Annotated in this window: 17 protein-coding genes; 13 read left to right on the forward strand and 4 right to left on the reverse strand. The window is 65.5% G+C overall.

The window, feature by feature from the left end; all coding sequences use genetic code 11:
- Positions 1-40: 40 nt before the first annotated feature.
- The 4 genes from DCN14_RS25955 to DCN14_RS25970 all read right to left on the reverse strand — a co-directional run bounded on the left by DCN14_RS25955 (position 41) and on the right by DCN14_RS25970 (position 4,251).
- Entirely contained in the window at positions 41-769 is a 729-nt protein-coding gene (locus DCN14_RS25955) for a terminase small subunit (RefSeq protein ID WP_096508855.1), read from the reverse strand.
- Positions 766-1,035: a hypothetical protein gene (locus DCN14_RS25960; protein WP_240327348.1), complete on the reverse strand. Its 270-nt coding sequence runs from the start codon at positions 1,033-1,035 to the stop codon at positions 766-768. Before DCN14_RS25960 ends, DCN14_RS25955 begins: the two co-directional genes overlap by 4 nt.
- Before the next feature lie 258 nt (positions 1,036-1,293).
- On the reverse strand, positions 1,294-3,852 hold the full coding sequence (locus DCN14_RS25965; RefSeq protein WP_240327349.1) for a phage/plasmid primase, P4 family: 2,559 nt from the start codon (positions 3,850-3,852) through the stop codon (positions 1,294-1,296).
- A 180-nt stretch (positions 3,853-4,032) separates the two neighbouring features.
- A complete protein-coding gene (locus DCN14_RS25970) occupies positions 4,033-4,251 on the reverse strand; it encodes a Cro/CI family transcriptional regulator (protein WP_096508870.1) in 219 nt (72 codons plus the stop codon).
- Positions 4,252-4,333: 82 nt separating this feature from the next.
- On the opposite strand from DCN14_RS25970, the gene DCN14_RS25975 reads away from it, so the two are divergent.
- The 13 genes from DCN14_RS25975 to DCN14_RS26030 all read left to right on the forward strand — a co-directional run bounded on the left by DCN14_RS25975 (position 4,334) and on the right by DCN14_RS26030 (position 13,815).
- Complete coding sequence (locus DCN14_RS25975) at positions 4,334-5,071, forward strand: XRE family transcriptional regulator (protein ID WP_096508857.1); 738 nt, start codon at positions 4,334-4,336, stop codon at positions 5,069-5,071.
- 256 nt (positions 5,072-5,327) lie between these two features.
- Positions 5,328-5,474, forward strand: coding sequence for a hypothetical protein (locus DCN14_RS38110; RefSeq protein WP_162826211.1), 147 nt, complete (start codon positions 5,328-5,330; stop codon positions 5,472-5,474).
- 55 nt (positions 5,475-5,529) lie between these two features.
- Complete coding sequence (locus tag DCN14_RS25980; protein WP_096508858.1) at positions 5,530-6,144, forward strand: hypothetical protein; 615 nt, start codon at positions 5,530-5,532, stop codon at positions 6,142-6,144.
- Positions 6,141-7,523, forward strand: coding sequence for a DUF2800 domain-containing protein (locus tag DCN14_RS25985; RefSeq protein ID WP_096508859.1), 1,383 nt, complete (start codon positions 6,141-6,143; stop codon positions 7,521-7,523). The genes DCN14_RS25980 and DCN14_RS25985 overlap by 4 nt, the downstream gene beginning before the upstream one ends.
- The gene (locus DCN14_RS25990; protein WP_096508860.1) at positions 7,520-7,729 is read left to right on the forward strand and encodes a hypothetical protein; all 210 of its coding nucleotides are present in this window, start codon (positions 7,520-7,522) and stop codon (positions 7,727-7,729) included. The genes DCN14_RS25985 and DCN14_RS25990 overlap by 4 nt, the downstream gene beginning before the upstream one ends.
- 28 nt (positions 7,730-7,757) lie before the next feature.
- Positions 7,758-8,363 carry an ssDNA-binding protein gene (locus DCN14_RS25995; RefSeq protein WP_096508861.1) on the forward strand — a complete coding sequence of 202 codons (606 nt, stop codon included), beginning with the start codon at positions 7,758-7,760 and terminating at the stop codon, positions 8,361-8,363.
- A gap of 133 nt (positions 8,364-8,496) precedes the next feature.
- A complete protein-coding gene (locus DCN14_RS26000; RefSeq protein ID WP_205212602.1) occupies positions 8,497-8,835 on the forward strand; it encodes a hypothetical protein in 339 nt (112 codons plus the stop codon).
- The gene (locus DCN14_RS26005) at positions 8,832-9,182 is read left to right on the forward strand and encodes a hypothetical protein (protein ID WP_096508862.1); all 351 of its coding nucleotides are present in this window, start codon (positions 8,832-8,834) and stop codon (positions 9,180-9,182) included. Before DCN14_RS26000 ends, DCN14_RS26005 begins: the two co-directional genes overlap by 4 nt.
- Positions 9,154-9,531 carry a hypothetical protein gene (locus DCN14_RS26010; protein ID WP_205212603.1) on the forward strand — a complete coding sequence of 126 codons (378 nt, stop codon included), beginning with the start codon at positions 9,154-9,156 and terminating at the stop codon, positions 9,529-9,531. The genes DCN14_RS26005 and DCN14_RS26010 overlap by 29 nt, the downstream gene beginning before the upstream one ends.
- Positions 9,532-9,587: 56 nt before the next feature.
- Complete coding sequence (locus tag DCN14_RS26015; protein ID WP_096508864.1) at positions 9,588-10,322, forward strand: site-specific DNA-methyltransferase; 735 nt, start codon at positions 9,588-9,590, stop codon at positions 10,320-10,322.
- Positions 10,319-11,386, forward strand: a complete 1,068-nt coding sequence (locus DCN14_RS26020) for a DNA cytosine methyltransferase (protein WP_096508865.1) — start codon at positions 10,319-10,321, stop codon at positions 11,384-11,386. Before DCN14_RS26015 ends, DCN14_RS26020 begins: the two co-directional genes overlap by 4 nt.
- An 18-nt stretch (positions 11,387-11,404) precedes the next feature.
- On the forward strand, positions 11,405-13,534 hold the full coding sequence (locus tag DCN14_RS26025; protein ID WP_096508866.1) for a DNA polymerase I: 2,130 nt from the start codon (positions 11,405-11,407) through the stop codon (positions 13,532-13,534).
- A 2-nt stretch (positions 13,535-13,536) separates the two neighbouring features.
- A complete protein-coding gene (locus DCN14_RS26030) occupies positions 13,537-13,815 on the forward strand; it encodes a hypothetical protein (protein WP_096508867.1) in 279 nt (92 codons plus the stop codon).
- The last annotated feature ends 29 nt before the right edge of the window (positions 13,816-13,844 follow it).

Here is a 13,844-nt window from a genome sequence, read left to right on the forward strand (position 1 = left end):
TCACGGATCGCTTTAAATCGCCGTTGCGGATTTCAACGCGTTACGACGCCTTCCCGCCGTCCTTCTTTCGGCCCGTCAGATCCTTCACGCGCACGCGCGGCTTCGTCAGTTCGAGCTTGTCGTTCAGCAGACCGTGATGCCGGAACATCAGCTCGACCAGGCGGTCTTTCGACTGCGTCTTGATCTCGAAGCCTTCCTTCGTGCGCTTCAGGCCCGTGTAGAGCGCGCGCACGGCCGGCGACAGCTTGCGCGTGTCCGCGATCACCTCGTGCTGGATGCCTTCGCCGAAACACTCGGGGCAATCGGCGTGCGGATCGCGACGTGGATCGAAGCCGAGGCCGCCCGACTCATCCGGCGGCGCAGGCCACGCGTCCGGCGGCACCTTGGCCTTCTTCGCGGCTGCGATCGCCCGCGCGTGCCCGTTGATCGCGAGCGCGAGTTCGCGCTCGTTCTTCCACTGGTACGCGTGGCCGACGCCCCAGCAATGTCGGCAGCAGCGATGTTGGAACGAGATCAGCTGATTCACGTCGGTGAGCAACATCGACTCGGCGAGTTTCAGCACCTGGTCGGCGGTCATGCGCGTGCGCTCGCCGCGCTCTTTCATCGCTTTGTCGACTGCGGCGCGGATCGCAGGTTTCCGCAAGTTCTCGTCGCCGATCGCGGCGGCGCTGCGCTCGCTGTATCCGGCGCGCCGCGCGGCGCCTGTAGCGTTCAGGTCGATCAGGTACTCGTCGACGAATCGCTGCTGCTTTGCGGTCAGCTTGCTCATGCCCGCACCACCCGCGCCAGAGGGTTCGAACGCAGCGCGATCGGCCGGCGCGGCGCGTCTATGCGCCGCTTGCCCGTCTTTTCGCACCAGAGATCGAGGATCAGCTCACCGCGTACGTGCGACGGCTCGCACACTTCCTCGGTGTACGCACGCACGGCGGGCTCGCTGATCACGCCACGCAGTTCGCGCGCCACGTCTTTCGGCATCAGGTCGAGGCGCCGCAGGTCGAACAGCACCTCGCGCCAATCAATTCCGCTTTGGGTCATGGTTTGCCCTTCCTTCATCGTTGACCGGAGCATTGTTCATCGCTCCGGTAAAGTCAAACTCGTAAATTCGTACAACTTAACGTGCAATTTTTAGCGCCTTCCGGTTTGCGACGTTAGCGACGATAAAACCCGTTTTTCCCTAAACTTTTCTCGCTCCTATAGAGACAAAAAGTTTATGAAAAGTGGGGGTTTATCGTCGCTAACGTCGCAACTGCGGCCCCGTGCCCACCAACAACGCGCAAATTTCTGCGCGTTCACTCAACCAAGGTCACAACCTTCGAAGTCCACTTCGTCGTCCACGCAAATTCCTGCAAATCCGCGCCCACGAATTCCGTGTGAGTCTTTAACTTGCAAAAAACCGCGCGCACCAAGGCGACGCGCCAACGCGCGCGAATTGGCAATAAATCGCAGTTCGCCGCGCTGCTCGGCGAACGAGCGCCAGGATCGCCACAAATCCTCGTTCGACGCTGCGCCCCCACTGTCGACCTTGCAGCGCTCGTCCATCCACTCGCCGAGCAGATCCATGTCGGCTTTGTATGCGTCGCGTGCCGCGGCGACAGACCGCGGCGGCTTGAGGCCGTGCGCCCGGTACGCGAGCGCGCCGCGCACGGACCACGCGAGCACGCCGGCCAGCTCGGCCGCGATGCGCTCGGCGCGCGCCGGATCCTTCACGACGTCCGGGTCGCGGTCGAAATTCCGGGTGAACGGCACGAGCATCAGGCGCCGCCAGATCGCATGGTCGTCGCCCTTCACGATCGGGCGATGGTTGGTCGGCATAAACGCGACCCACGTCGGCACGATCTCGACCGTCGCTTTCGCGTACATGCCGCGCGCCGGGATCGGGTCGCCGCCTGTCATGCTCTTGATCAGCCCCTCGCGCAGCTCGCTGCCCTCGTCAGGCTCGCTCACGTAGACGAAGCGCGCGCCGCGCAGGCGCAGCAGATCCTCGCGCGCGGCACCGGCCGAGCCGCCGCCACCCGCGCCGGCCGACAGGAACGTCTCGGCGCTGGCCGACTTCGCGTGCCCGCCGAACGCCGAACGGATCGCGCCGAGCACGGTCGACTTCCCGTTAGAACCCATACCGTAGGGGATCGCGAGCAAATCCTCGCGCGGCACGCCCATCAGCGCGTAGCCGATGAGACGCTGGAAGAACTCGATCTGCTCGGCGTCGTCGAAGAACACGTCGCGCACGGTCTGCTCGAACAGCGGCGCGGCCGCGCGCGGGTCGTACGACACCGGCGTGACGACGGTGATGCGGTGTTCCTTGTCCGGCGCCAGCAGCTCGCCCGTGCGCAGGTTGACGGCGCCGTTCGCGACGCCGAGCAGGTGCGTGTGGCGGTCGAGCTCGGTGACGGGCACGACGACGCGCGGATCGGACGCGGCCAGGCGGATCATGTTCGACACCATCGCGGCCTTCTGACACACCGCGCAGAACTTGAAGAACTCGATCCGTTCCTCGGCCGTCTGCAGCTCGTCGGCCTCATCCGGCAGCGCGCGGATCGTCTCCTTCGCCATGTTCTCGAGCTCGACCTGTACGGCGCGGCGCCAGTAGACGCCCGTCCACATGTACCAGGCTTCCAGCTCGGGCACGTACATCAGGCCTGCGCCGAAGCGATCGAGCATCCGCTCGGCGTTGCCGAACTCCGTGCGCGCGCGGTAGCCCTTCGGCGGCTCGTCGGCGCCCTTCTTTTTCCCGGCGCGCGGCGGCTTTGCCGGCGGTGGATCCGATTGCACGAAGATCACGTCGTCATCATCGAACGGTGCGTCGTCGCGGGTCTCGGCCACCGGCGCGGCAGCGCGCGGCGCACCAACGGCGACCGCCTCGACGCGGGCGGCAACTTCGAAATCGTCTTCGATCGGTTCCTGCCAGCCGTGCGCGCGCGCCAGGTGCAGCACCGTGCGGCCCGTGATCGGTGCGCGCTCGTCGACACCGGTCTTGCCGATGTGCGGCCATACGCGCTCGTCGAGGAATCGCGGGTTGTACTTGCTCGAGCGAGCCGAAAACTCGTGCGCGAGCGCGAGGCCCGCGTCGTCGCCGCGCGCCGCGTGGTGGATCCCGAACACGACGTCGCGCCACTGTTCGTAGTCGAGCTCGTCATCACCTGCGTTCGGGATCATGTCGAGCGCCGACTTCAGCGTTTCGAGCTCGACCGGCACGTCGACCGCGCCGGGCATCACGATTTCCTCGCGCGCGACGTGCGGCACCGGCGCGCTCACCGGCCAATCCATTTCCGCCGCGTATTCCTTCGGCATGTCGTCGAGCTCGAACGAATCGAGCGGCACCGACGCGCCGGCCAGCGGCAGCACGAACATGTTGCCGAAGCCGTCACTCGGCACGCTGTTCTGCTTCGGGAACACCTCGACCTGTCCGGCCGCGACGCCCTTCGTGCCGTCGCGCAGCTCGCACGCGGCGAGCGCATCACGCAGCAGGCACCGCACGCTGTACGCGTCCTGCGGCTCGTCCCACAGCATGTAGATGTGCAGCCCCGCCCCACCGGACGAGCGGAACGGGATCGGGCGCATGCCGCGCGCCTCGAGCTGCGTCATCACGCGCAGCGCCGCGACCTGCATGTCGTACCACGACGTCTCGCCCTTGTGCGAATCCAGATCGAGACACGCGACGCGCGTCGTCGACTCGCCCGGCGCGATCTGCGCGGCGCCGTAGGCCGGCCCACCGTTCACGTGATGCGCGAGCCGATCGGCCGTCAGCGGCCTGCGAATGTGTGACGGCGGCCCATCGCGCTTTATCCAGCAGTGCGAAGTGACGACGCGCGAAACGATCGGCGCGAGCGCCGCGACCAGAGTCTCATTGTTCATAGGAAATGTGCGCAGAACCGCGCGAGGATGTGGTGTCGGCGGGCACTCGCGATACCGACCCAATTTGCTGTTTCGGATGCGTTTTGCATGGACGAATACCCACACAGGCAACACGGGTATTCCCGTATGTGCCTGATTTTTCGGTTAATGTTCGGCCCGTGTTAGGTCGTACCTGACACTTTAGACGGGCAGCCCGTCGCGCGGATTGGGGTATAGCGCCGGCGCAATTTGGTGCGGCGTGAACTTCCAGTTCGTCAGCTCGGCTAGGCGCAGGACGCGCAGCTCGGGCACGCGGCCCTTGTCGATCCACTCGTAGATGGAGATTCGCGAGATGCCGAACGCCGCCGCGACAGCGGTTGCGCCGCCGGCCTCGGTTACTGCGTCCTTGATGAGTGACACGTTGCCCCCGTTCAATGTCAGGTAATGCTGTACATGGTAGTTATGCACTGCCGTACAGTCAACTGAAAGTTAGGAGTTTGTCGTGACGACCAAAATCGAACACATCGGCACCCGCATTCGTGACTTACGCACGGCGAAGTTCTTGACCGGACAGCAGCTCGCGGACGTGTTCGGGATTTCGCGCGGCTCCGTGTCCGAGTGGGAAAACGGGCGCTCCAAGCCTGACTCCGAAAAGCTGGTCCGCTTGGCCGAGGTTCTCGACACGACGGTCGAATACCTGCTGAACGGCGATATGAATGCACCGAAACACCACACTGCCTCTGCCGTGACACGCGCCCGACTGCGTGGCGCAGCGCAGCAGCCGCTTAAAAACGTTGACGAAGTTGAAAGCAACGTTACAGAATGGCCGGTAGGAAAGCTGCCCCTTATTTCATGGGTGCAGGCAGGTGAATGGAGCGAGATCGTGGACAATTTTCAACCGGGCGACGCAGAGGACTGGATCGCGTGCCCATTCCCGAGCGGACGGCACGGCTTCGTGCTGCGCGTCGTCGGCGACAGTATGTACAACCCGGGCGGCGACATCTCGTTCCGTGACGGCGACTTCATCAGCGTGAATCCGGAGCGCGACGCACTGCACCGCAGCCTGGTGATCGCGCGCCGCAACCGTGAAAAGGCGACGTTCAAGCAGCTGCTGCTCGACGAAAGCGAAGGCCCAATGCTGCACGCACTCAACCCGAACTGGCCGACACGTTACATTCCGTTCGACAAGACGACCGAGATCGTCGGCGTCGTCACCGGCCAGTGGCGCCCGCTCGTGTAAGCCGCACTGACCGCCAAACCGATACCCGCCGCGAGCGGGTATTTTTTCGCACTTTCTGTACAGCATCGCTTGACACCGAGGTATGGCGTCACCTACGATTCGTGTACAGCGTTGCCTAACGCGACGCACCCACCGAATCGGAGATCGTCGTGTTGCACACCGCCTATTTCGTGCTCGGTCTGCTGACCGACATTTTCCTCGCCGCAGTTGTCTGTCTGTTCGCGTTCGAGCACGGCAAGCACAACGCGCAGCGATCGTGAACTTCCACCGCCTGCACACCGAGATCGTGCCGCTCGCCGGCGGCTATCTCGAAGTCGCTTGTCCGGACATGGAGCGCCCCGCGCTGCAGCGTCACTGGCAGATCCGGCGCGTGGTGGACTGGAAGCACGTCGTCTGGTGCTGAACTGAATTACCTGCCGCGGCTCCGCGAGCCGCACAACCGTTAAGGAGTACTTTACATGAGTCTCGAACAGGCCCTCGCCGACAACACCGCGGCGATCAAGGAACTCACCGCCGCCCTGCTGTCGATCGGCGCACTGCAAACCGCGCAAGCAAGCGCCGCGCTGCACTCGGCGCCCGGCGTGCAGGCAGTCGCCGCCGCGCAGAAGCAGCTGAACGACAAGGAAGCCGGCGCGGCAAAAAAGCCGACGTCGGGCACGGCAGCGAATGCGCCTGCCGCCGATGCCTCGGGGTCCGCGCAGACCGCGAACGAATCGAAGCAGTCTGGCGCGACGTCTGCACAGACTCCCGCGAAATCCAGCGACGAGCAGCCGCTCGGCGCGCGACAACCGTGGGCAGATCACACGGCTGAAATCTACGCCGAGCTGAAGGACGCCGAGGCGACGCAGGAAAACGTGAAGCGCCTGATCGTCACGGGCCTGAACTCGAAGATCCCGGGCGACGGCCGCGCGATCGCCGAGGCCGTGCTCGCGCGCTTCGGTGCGAACGCCGTCAGCGAGAAACCCGGCAAGCGCGGCCTGACCGCTGACCAGTACGAGGACGTGTTCGCCTACGGCCTGCGCGTGCTGGCCGGCGAGATCGATCCGCGCGAATCCGAACAGGCGGCAGCATGAACCAGACCGCAATCGCGGCCGTCGTCGAGGATCAGGAGCACGCGCTCTTGTCCCCCTCGTCGGCCTATACCTGGATCGAGTGCGGCGCGTCGACGGCCGCGCAGATCGGCCAGCCGGACGAGTCGAGCGAGTATGCCGACGAAGGCACGGCGGCGCACGAGCTCGCGAAGTGGTGCCTAACCGCTGACGAGGACGCCGAGCAGCACATCGGCACGGTAATCCCGGTCGGCACGGTCGTGATCGGCCGTGACGAGCAGTCTGGCGAGACGATCACCGAGCCGCGTCGCTCGTTCGAAGTCGACGAGGAAATGGCCGCCTACGTGCAGCTGTACCTCGACGGCGTGCGCGAGCGCGTCGCGGCGCTCGAACTGGCCGGCGCCGAGGTGACACTGCTCGTCGAGCAACGGCTGTCGATCGAGCACATCACGGGCGAAGCCGGCGCGAAGGGCACGAGCGACTGCGTGATCATCGCCGTATGGCCGGACGGCCGCGCCGAGATCGAAGTGCGCGACCTGAAGTACGGGCGCGGCGTCGCGGTGCAGGCCGAGCGCAACTATCAGGCCATGATCTACGCCGACGCGGCGCACGAGGAACACAGCGCGTTCTACGACTTCGAGCGTATCAACATCGTCATCCACCAGCCGCGTGTGAACGAGAAGCCGAGCGAGTGGGCCACGACGCCGGCCGACCTGCACGCGTGGATCTCGGAAACCGCGAAGCCGGCCGCCGAGCGCGCGCTGCTGTACGTCGACAGCGTCGAGCTCGCACCGCTCAGCCGGAGCGACTTCAACCCGGGCGAGAAGCAGTGCAAGTTCTGCAAGGCCAAGGCGGTGTGCCCGGCGCTCGCCGCGCACGTCGAGCAGACGATCGGCGAAGACTTCGACACCGTGGCGGACGCACTCGCGGGCGGCACCGATGCCGGCGCAGCCGATCCGAAGCACGTCGACCTGCTCGACAACGAACGCCTCGGCGTCGTCTATGCGTCGCTCGATCTGATCGACTCGTGGGCGAAGGCCGTGCGCGGCCGCATCGAGCACGAGCTGCTGCAGGCTCGCGCGGTGCCGGGCGTGAAGCTCGTCGCCGGCCGCCGCGGTGCACGCCAGTGGAACGAGCCTGAAGCCGCCGAGGCGCTGCTGAAGTCGATGCGCCTGAAGCAGGACCAGATGTACAACTTCAAGCTCATCAGCCCCACGCAGGCCGACAAGCTGCTGTCGAAGGAATCGCCCCGACGCTGGAAAAAGGTCGAGGCCCTGATCGTGCAGCGTGACGGCCGCCCGTCGGTCGCGCCGGATTCCGACCCACGCCCCGCCCTCGAAATCCAACCGCCCGAAGACGACTTCGAAGTCGCGGCGGCCGACGACGGGAGCGACCTTGCATGACACCAGACCAACTTCGAGCCGTTCGCGAACCCGAAGAACGCGCGAAAGCGGCGCGGCGCCGCGAACAGATTGCCATTGCCGCATTGGCGACGTTGAAGTTCGAACTGATCGACAACACCCGTCTCGGCTACGAGGGTGCGGTCGCCCGCGTAGCACGCGATGCAGTCGCAATCGCTGACGCGCTGATCGCGCGTCTCGACAAATAACCCCTATTCCACCGAAGGAGCCACACCCATGAAAGTCAAGCTCACCAACGTCCGTATCGCCTTCATCAACAACCTGCGCACGGCCGCAGAATTCGAAGCCGGTGACGGCAAGTTCCGCTACAGCGCGACGTTCCTCGTCGAGAAAGGCAGCGAGAACGACAAGGCGATCGAGGCAGCAATCCAGGCGGTCGCGGCCGAAGGCTGGCCGAAGAAAGGCCCGGCAATGGTCGAAAGCTTCCGCACCAATTCGAACAAGTTCTGCTACCAGAACGGCGACCTGAAGGACTTCGACGGCTTCGAGGGCCACAACTACATCGCCGCGCACCGCAAGCGCGACGACGGCCGCCCGTTGCTGCTCGACAACGTCGCGGATCCGGACACCAACAAGCCCGCGCGCCTCGTCGATTCGAATGGCGAATGGCTCGCCGGCAAGGAAGGCCGCATCTACGCCGGCTGCTACGTGAACGCGACGATCGACATTTACGCGCAGACGAAGACCAACCCGGGCATCCGCTGCGGCCTGATGGGCGTGCAGTTCCACGCAGCCGGCGACAGCTTCTCGGGCGCGAGCCGCGCGAACGAAGACGACTTCGAGGCAGCCGCGCCGGCGGACACCGAGGACGAACTCGGCTAAATGCAGCCCCGGGCCTCGCGCCCGGGCGCCCTCTGATACGCGGGGCGCTCGTCTCCAGCCGTGGCCGGCGCCACGGCACAAAACCCTTTCTCGCTACCCGTCGTCGCCCGCAGGTCAGCCGCACGGCGACGGCATGCGCAAACCGCGAGCGCTGAAATCAGACAGCGGAAAGATCGGGACGCCGGACCTTCGCACTACTTATCAGGAGATCGACGTGAACAACGGAACCACTGTTCTATGGGATGGCGCACCACTGCTGCCGCCGATCGGCGCGTTGGTCCTGATCGAACACGGCCGCGACGACAAGGACCACGTCTGCGTCGTGACCGGCTACGAGGTGCACCCGAGTTTGCGCGGTAACGACCACCGTGTTTTCGTGAATCTCGTTTATCGAGGCACGGCCACGCAGAACCAGCGGTTGCTCAACGATCTGCGGCCACTGACGAAAGCCCGATCGATTGCCGCGAAATGAGCGTCATCCTGCCGCGCCGGCGTGTGCACATCCGCTGCAGTCGGGAGAAGTGCAAACGGCGCTTCACGCTGCCGAAGCACCCCGACGAGTACGTGCGCGGATGGAAGTGCACCGGCTGCGGCGGGACGAAGTTTCGCGTGATCAAGAACCGAGCGAAAGAAGCCTGCGCGACCGAGTGCCAGTGCGGCGCATTCATCTGGACGGGCTCGACCGGACGCTACGAATGCACGAAGCACCGGCGCGGCACGGTCGGCTGTTTCTTCCGGCGCAACGGCGAGGAGCGCAAGCCGGGCGACCCCGACTACCTGGACCCGAACTATGAACCCGAAACAGCAGATGCCGCTTGACCTGCACGGCGGCCATCACGTCGGCCCGCTGTTCGTGCCCGTGAAGCGCCGCGCGCCGATCCTGCGCACGAGCCGGATGCACGGCGCCCGCCGGCGCGCACGCGAGCGTCGCGCGACCCCGGCGTGGGCGAACCTCGCGGCTATCCGCGCGCTGTACGCGGCGGCCGAGGCGCGCACGCGCGAAACCGGCGAGCAGCACACCGTCGATCACATCGTGCCGCTCGACGGGAAACTGGTGTGCGGGCTGCACGTGCACTGGAACATGCGCGTCACGCACTGGCGCGAGAACGCGGTTAAAGCCTGGCACACGTGGCCGGATATGCCGTTCGAGCAGATCGCCCTTTTCTAACAACCCGTAGGCTGTATCTGACGGATACAGCCTATCGCCTGTACAGGATTGCTCTGATGGAATTCGAACTGTTCACCGGCGACTGCATCGACGTGATGCGCGCCCTGCCGGCGGCGTCCTTCGACGCGATCATAACCGACCCGCCGTACGGCGAGACGTCGCTCGATTGGGATCGGCACGTCGCCGAATGGACGGTAGAGGCCGCGCGGCTGCTAAAGCCGACCGGCTCGCTGTGGTGCTTCGGCTCGCTGCGCTTTTTCATGGAGCGCGCGAAAGACTTCGCTGACTGGACGATCGCGCAGGACACCGTATGGGAGAAGCACAACGGTACGAACATGTTCAACGATCGGTTTCGTCGTGTTCACGAGCACGCGATTCACGCTTACCGCGGCGCGTGGCGCGACGTCTACAAGAAACCGCTGTTCACGCACGACGCCCGCGCGCGCGTCGTCCGCCGAAAGGTACGCCCCGCGCAATGGGGTGACATCGGCGCAGCGTCGTATGCGTCCGTCGACGGCGGCCCGCGGCTGATGCGATCGGTCATGTTCTGCCGCTCGATGCATGGTAGCGCCGTGCACCCTACGCAGAAGCCTGTCGAGGTTGTCGCACCGCTCATCGAATATTCCTGCCCGCCGGGCGGCCGCGTGCTTGATCCGTTTATGGGCAGCGGCACGACCGGCGTAGCGGCGGCGCAGCTTGGTTGCGACTTCGTCGGCATCGAGCTGCGCGCGGACTTCGTCGCGATCGCTGGCGAGCGCATCGCCCACGCTTACGGACTGGACCTCGCATGACAGGTGCCTACTACAACGAGATCGATCCGCATGCCGCTCAGTGGCTGCGCAACCTGATCGCCGCCGGCCACATCGCGCCCGGCGACGTCGACGAACGGAGTATCGAGGATGTCCAACCTGATGACCTGCGCGGATACAGCCAGTGCCATTTCTTCGCCGGCATCGGCGTGTGGTCCTACGCATTGCGGCGCGCCGGCTGGGCCGACGACCGTCCCGTGTGGACAGGCTCCTGTCCGTGCCAACCTTTCTCCGCGGCAGGCAAAGGAGCTGGGTTTGATGACGAGCGGCACCTGTGGCCTGCGTGGTACTGGCTCATCGGCGAGTGCCGCCCTCCAGTCATCTTTGGAGAGCAAGTTGCGAGCTCGGCTGTCGAGCCTTGGATCGACCTTGTACACGCTGACATGGAAGCGCTGGACTACCCCTTCGGGTGTGTCCCGTTTCCGTCTGCGGGCGTCGGCGCCCCGCACATCCGCGACCGCGCGTACTGGATGGCCTACGCCGACCACGCGCGATCACAAGGACGGCGCGGAATGCGCGAACGTGCCGCTGAACGCTCTACTCGGTCGGGTGGCGTGGCTGGCCGGCTGGCCGACGCCGGTCGTCAACGATTCGAGCAACACGCGCAATGCGACCGCGAACCGCTCGCCAGATGCGAAGCCGGCGCACTCAGGGATGACGCTTCTGGACGCGGCGACGTTTGCGGGCTGGCCGACACCAGCGGCAGCGGACGGCTCGGGCGGCAAGGGATTCCGGCCAGGTGTTTCGATGACGGGTCGCATGCCAGACGGATCGAAAGTCACGATGGATCTGTCGGCTGCGACGAAGCTCGCATTTCACGAGTTGAGCCAGCCTGCCCGACTAACGGCGTCTGGCGAGATGCTGACTGGCTGCTCTGCCGGGATGGAAAGTGGCGGCCAGTTGAACCCGGCACATTCCCGCTGGTTGATGGGGCTCCCTCGCGAGTGGGACGACTGCGCGCCTACGGCAACGCGATCAACGCCGAAGCGGCAACCGCGTTCATCGAAGCCAGCTGCGCCGCGCTCGGCGACTACGACCTTTGCTGACGACGGAGCGGATCTCGCATGAAGCTCTGGCTCGACACCGAAACGTATAGCCCCACCCCGCTGAAGCACGGCACGCACCGCTATGCCGAACAGGTCGAGGTAATGATCTGGACGTGGGCCATCGACGACGGCCCGGTCGGCACGTGGGATAAGACCACTGGCGCACCGATGCCGGCTGAACTCGACATGGCGATCGACGAGGCCGACGAACACTGGTGGCAGAACGGCGGCATGTTCGATCGCGTCGTGCTGTCGCACGCCGAGCCCGAGATCTACGCGCGCATGCCCGAGGAAAAGTGGCGCGACACGATGGTGCAGGCGTACGCGCACGGGCTGCCCGGCGCGCTCGCCCTGCTCTGCGAGATCTTCAACGTGCCGACCGACCAGGCGAAGGATAAGGAAGGGGCGCAACTGATCCAGTTGTTCTGCAAGCCGCGGCCCGCGTTCAGCGAGCTGCGCCGCGCCACGCGCGAGACACACCCCGAGCAGTGGGCGAAGTTCCTCGACTACGCTGGCCGCGACATTACCGCGATGCGCGCCGTGCACAAGGCGATGCCGCGCTGGAACTACCCGAACAACGCGGCCGAGCTGGCGCTCTGGCACCAGGATCAGCGCATCAACATGCGTGGCATGCAGATGGACGTCGAGCTCGCCGAGGCCGCGGTGCGTGCGATCGATCGTGCGCAGAAGGATCTCGCTGCGCGCACGGTCGAGCTCACCGACGGCGAAGTCGCGAAGGCCACGCAACGCGACAAGCTGCTGGCGCACCTGCTCGCCGAGTATGGCGTCGACCTGCCCGACATGAAGAAGTCGACGCTCGAGCGCCGCATCAACGATCCCGACCTGCCCGACCCGCTGCGCGAACTGCTGGCGATCCGGCTCGAAGCGACGATGACGAGCTCATCGAAATACAAAACCCTGCTGCGCGGCGTGTCGGCCGACGGCCGGCTGCGCGGCCTCATGCAGTTCTGCGGCGCTGCGCGCACGGGCCGCGTCGCGCACCGGCTCTACCAGCCCGGCAACATGCCCCGCCCTGACGTCGGCCTGATGGCGCGCGAACTCGGGCTGCCGAAGTTCTCCGACGGCGACGCCGAGCGATACACCGAACTCGGCATCGAGGCGTTGAAAAACGGCTCGGCCGATCTCGTGTTCGAGAACGTCATCGGCCTGACGGCGAACGTCGTGCGCGGCACGATCATCGCGCCGGACGGCAAGAAGCTGTGCGTGTCCGACCTTTCGAACATCGAGGGGCGCGACGCGGCGTGGCTCGCCGGCGAGAAGTGGAAGCTGCAGGCGTTCCGCGACTACGACGCGGGCACCGGGCCCGACTTGTACAAGCTGGCCTACGCGCGCTCGTTCGGCGTCGACATCGCCGAGGTGACGAAGGAGCGCCGCCAGCTCGGCAAGGTGCAGGAACTCGCGCTCGCATACGAGGGCGGCGTCGGCGCGTTCGTCACGTTCACGATGACGTACAAGATGGATCTCGACGATATCCGCACGGCCGTGTTCGCGGCGCTCGACACCGTCGACCCGGAGATCGTGCGCGGCGCGCGCGGCATGTGGGATTGGGCCGTGAAGAAGCGCCGCACGCTCGGCCTGCCGCAGGACGTATTCATCGCCTGCGACATCCTCAAACGCGCATGGCGCGCCGCGCATCCGCAGATCTCAAGCTATTGGGGCGAACTGCGCGACGCGGCGGTGCTCGCGATCAGCTCGCCGGGCAGGACCGTGCACGCGCGGCGCGTGATCATGCGGCGCGATGGCGAGTGGCTGCGCGTGCAGCTACCGAGCAAGCGCCAGCTCTGCTATCTCGCGCCGCGCGTCAGCGACGACGGCGAGATCAGCTACATGGGTGTGAACCAGTACACCCGGAAGTGGCAGCGCACGAAGACCTACGGCGGGAAGATCTTCGAGAACCTGTGCCAGGCCGTCGCGCGCGACGTGCTGTTCTACAACGCGCCTGCCGTCGAGGCCGCCGGCTACGACATCGTGCTGTCGATCCACGACGAGCTGATTACAGAAGCGCCTGACACGGACGACTATTCGGCCGACGAACTGTCGGGCCTGATCGCGACCGCGCCGGCGTGGGCCGAAGGCATGCCGCTGGCCGCCGCCGGGTTCTCTGCGTACCGCTACAAGAAGGATTGATCATGGGCGAAATTGCAGACGAACACCTCGACCGCATGTTCGATCGGATGTTCGACGACGAGGACAGCTTTTTCACCGGTCCCGGCCCGTTCCGGCGGGGCTTCGACCGTACGTGCGACCGCTGCGGCAAGGCCGGCTTGAAGTGGCGCGAAGACGATACCGGCTGGCGTCTGTACGAGCGCGAACGCGGCGACCTAAACCAGTGCCTGCGGCACGAATGCAACCCTCCGTCGGAAGATGATTTCGACGTCATCGACCCCGCCGAAAATTCTCGTTGTTAGGCATTGCTGTACGTTCGCGTTAGGTGTAT

Origin of the sequence: Burkholderia sp. IDO3 (assembly GCF_003366075.1) — a bacterium.
Taxonomy (GTDB): Bacteria; Pseudomonadota; Gammaproteobacteria; order Burkholderiales; family Burkholderiaceae; genus Burkholderia; species Burkholderia anthina.

Coding starts and splice junctions, on each gene's coding strand:
- DCN14_RS25990 (WP_096508860.1), top strand. CDS start 7,520: ATGACACCAGACCAACTTCGAGCCGTTCGCGAACCCGAAGAACGCGCG.
- DCN14_RS25955 (WP_096508855.1), bottom strand. CDS start 769: ATGAGCAAGCTGACCGCAAAGCAGCAGCGATTCGTCGACGAGTACCTG.
- DCN14_RS25980 (WP_096508858.1), top strand. CDS start 5,530: ATGAGTCTCGAACAGGCCCTCGCCGACAACACCGCGGCGATCAAGGAA.
- DCN14_RS25995 (WP_096508861.1), top strand. CDS start 7,758: ATGAAAGTCAAGCTCACCAACGTCCGTATCGCCTTCATCAACAACCTG.
- DCN14_RS26020 (WP_096508865.1), top strand. CDS start 10,319: ATGACAGGTGCCTACTACAACGAGATCGATCCGCATGCCGCTCAGTGG.
- DCN14_RS26025 (WP_096508866.1), top strand. CDS start 11,405: ATGAAGCTCTGGCTCGACACCGAAACGTATAGCCCCACCCCGCTGAAG.
- DCN14_RS26030 (WP_096508867.1), top strand. CDS start 13,537: ATGGGCGAAATTGCAGACGAACACCTCGACCGCATGTTCGATCGGATG.
- DCN14_RS25965 (WP_240327349.1), bottom strand. CDS start 3,852: ATGAACAATGAGACTCTGGTCGCGGCGCTCGCGCCGATCGTTTCGCGC.
- DCN14_RS25985 (WP_096508859.1), top strand. CDS start 6,141: ATGAACCAGACCGCAATCGCGGCCGTCGTCGAGGATCAGGAGCACGCG.
- DCN14_RS25960 (WP_240327348.1), bottom strand. CDS start 1,035: ATGACCCAAAGCGGAATTGATTGGCGCGAGGTGCTGTTCGACCTGCGG.
- DCN14_RS26005 (WP_096508862.1), top strand. CDS start 8,832: ATGAGCGTCATCCTGCCGCGCCGGCGTGTGCACATCCGCTGCAGTCGG.
- DCN14_RS26000 (WP_205212602.1), top strand. CDS start 8,497: ATGCGCAAACCGCGAGCGCTGAAATCAGACAGCGGAAAGATCGGGACG.
- DCN14_RS26015 (WP_096508864.1), top strand. CDS start 9,588: ATGGAATTCGAACTGTTCACCGGCGACTGCATCGACGTGATGCGCGCC.
- DCN14_RS26010 (WP_205212603.1), top strand. CDS start 9,154: ATGAACCCGAAACAGCAGATGCCGCTTGACCTGCACGGCGGCCATCAC.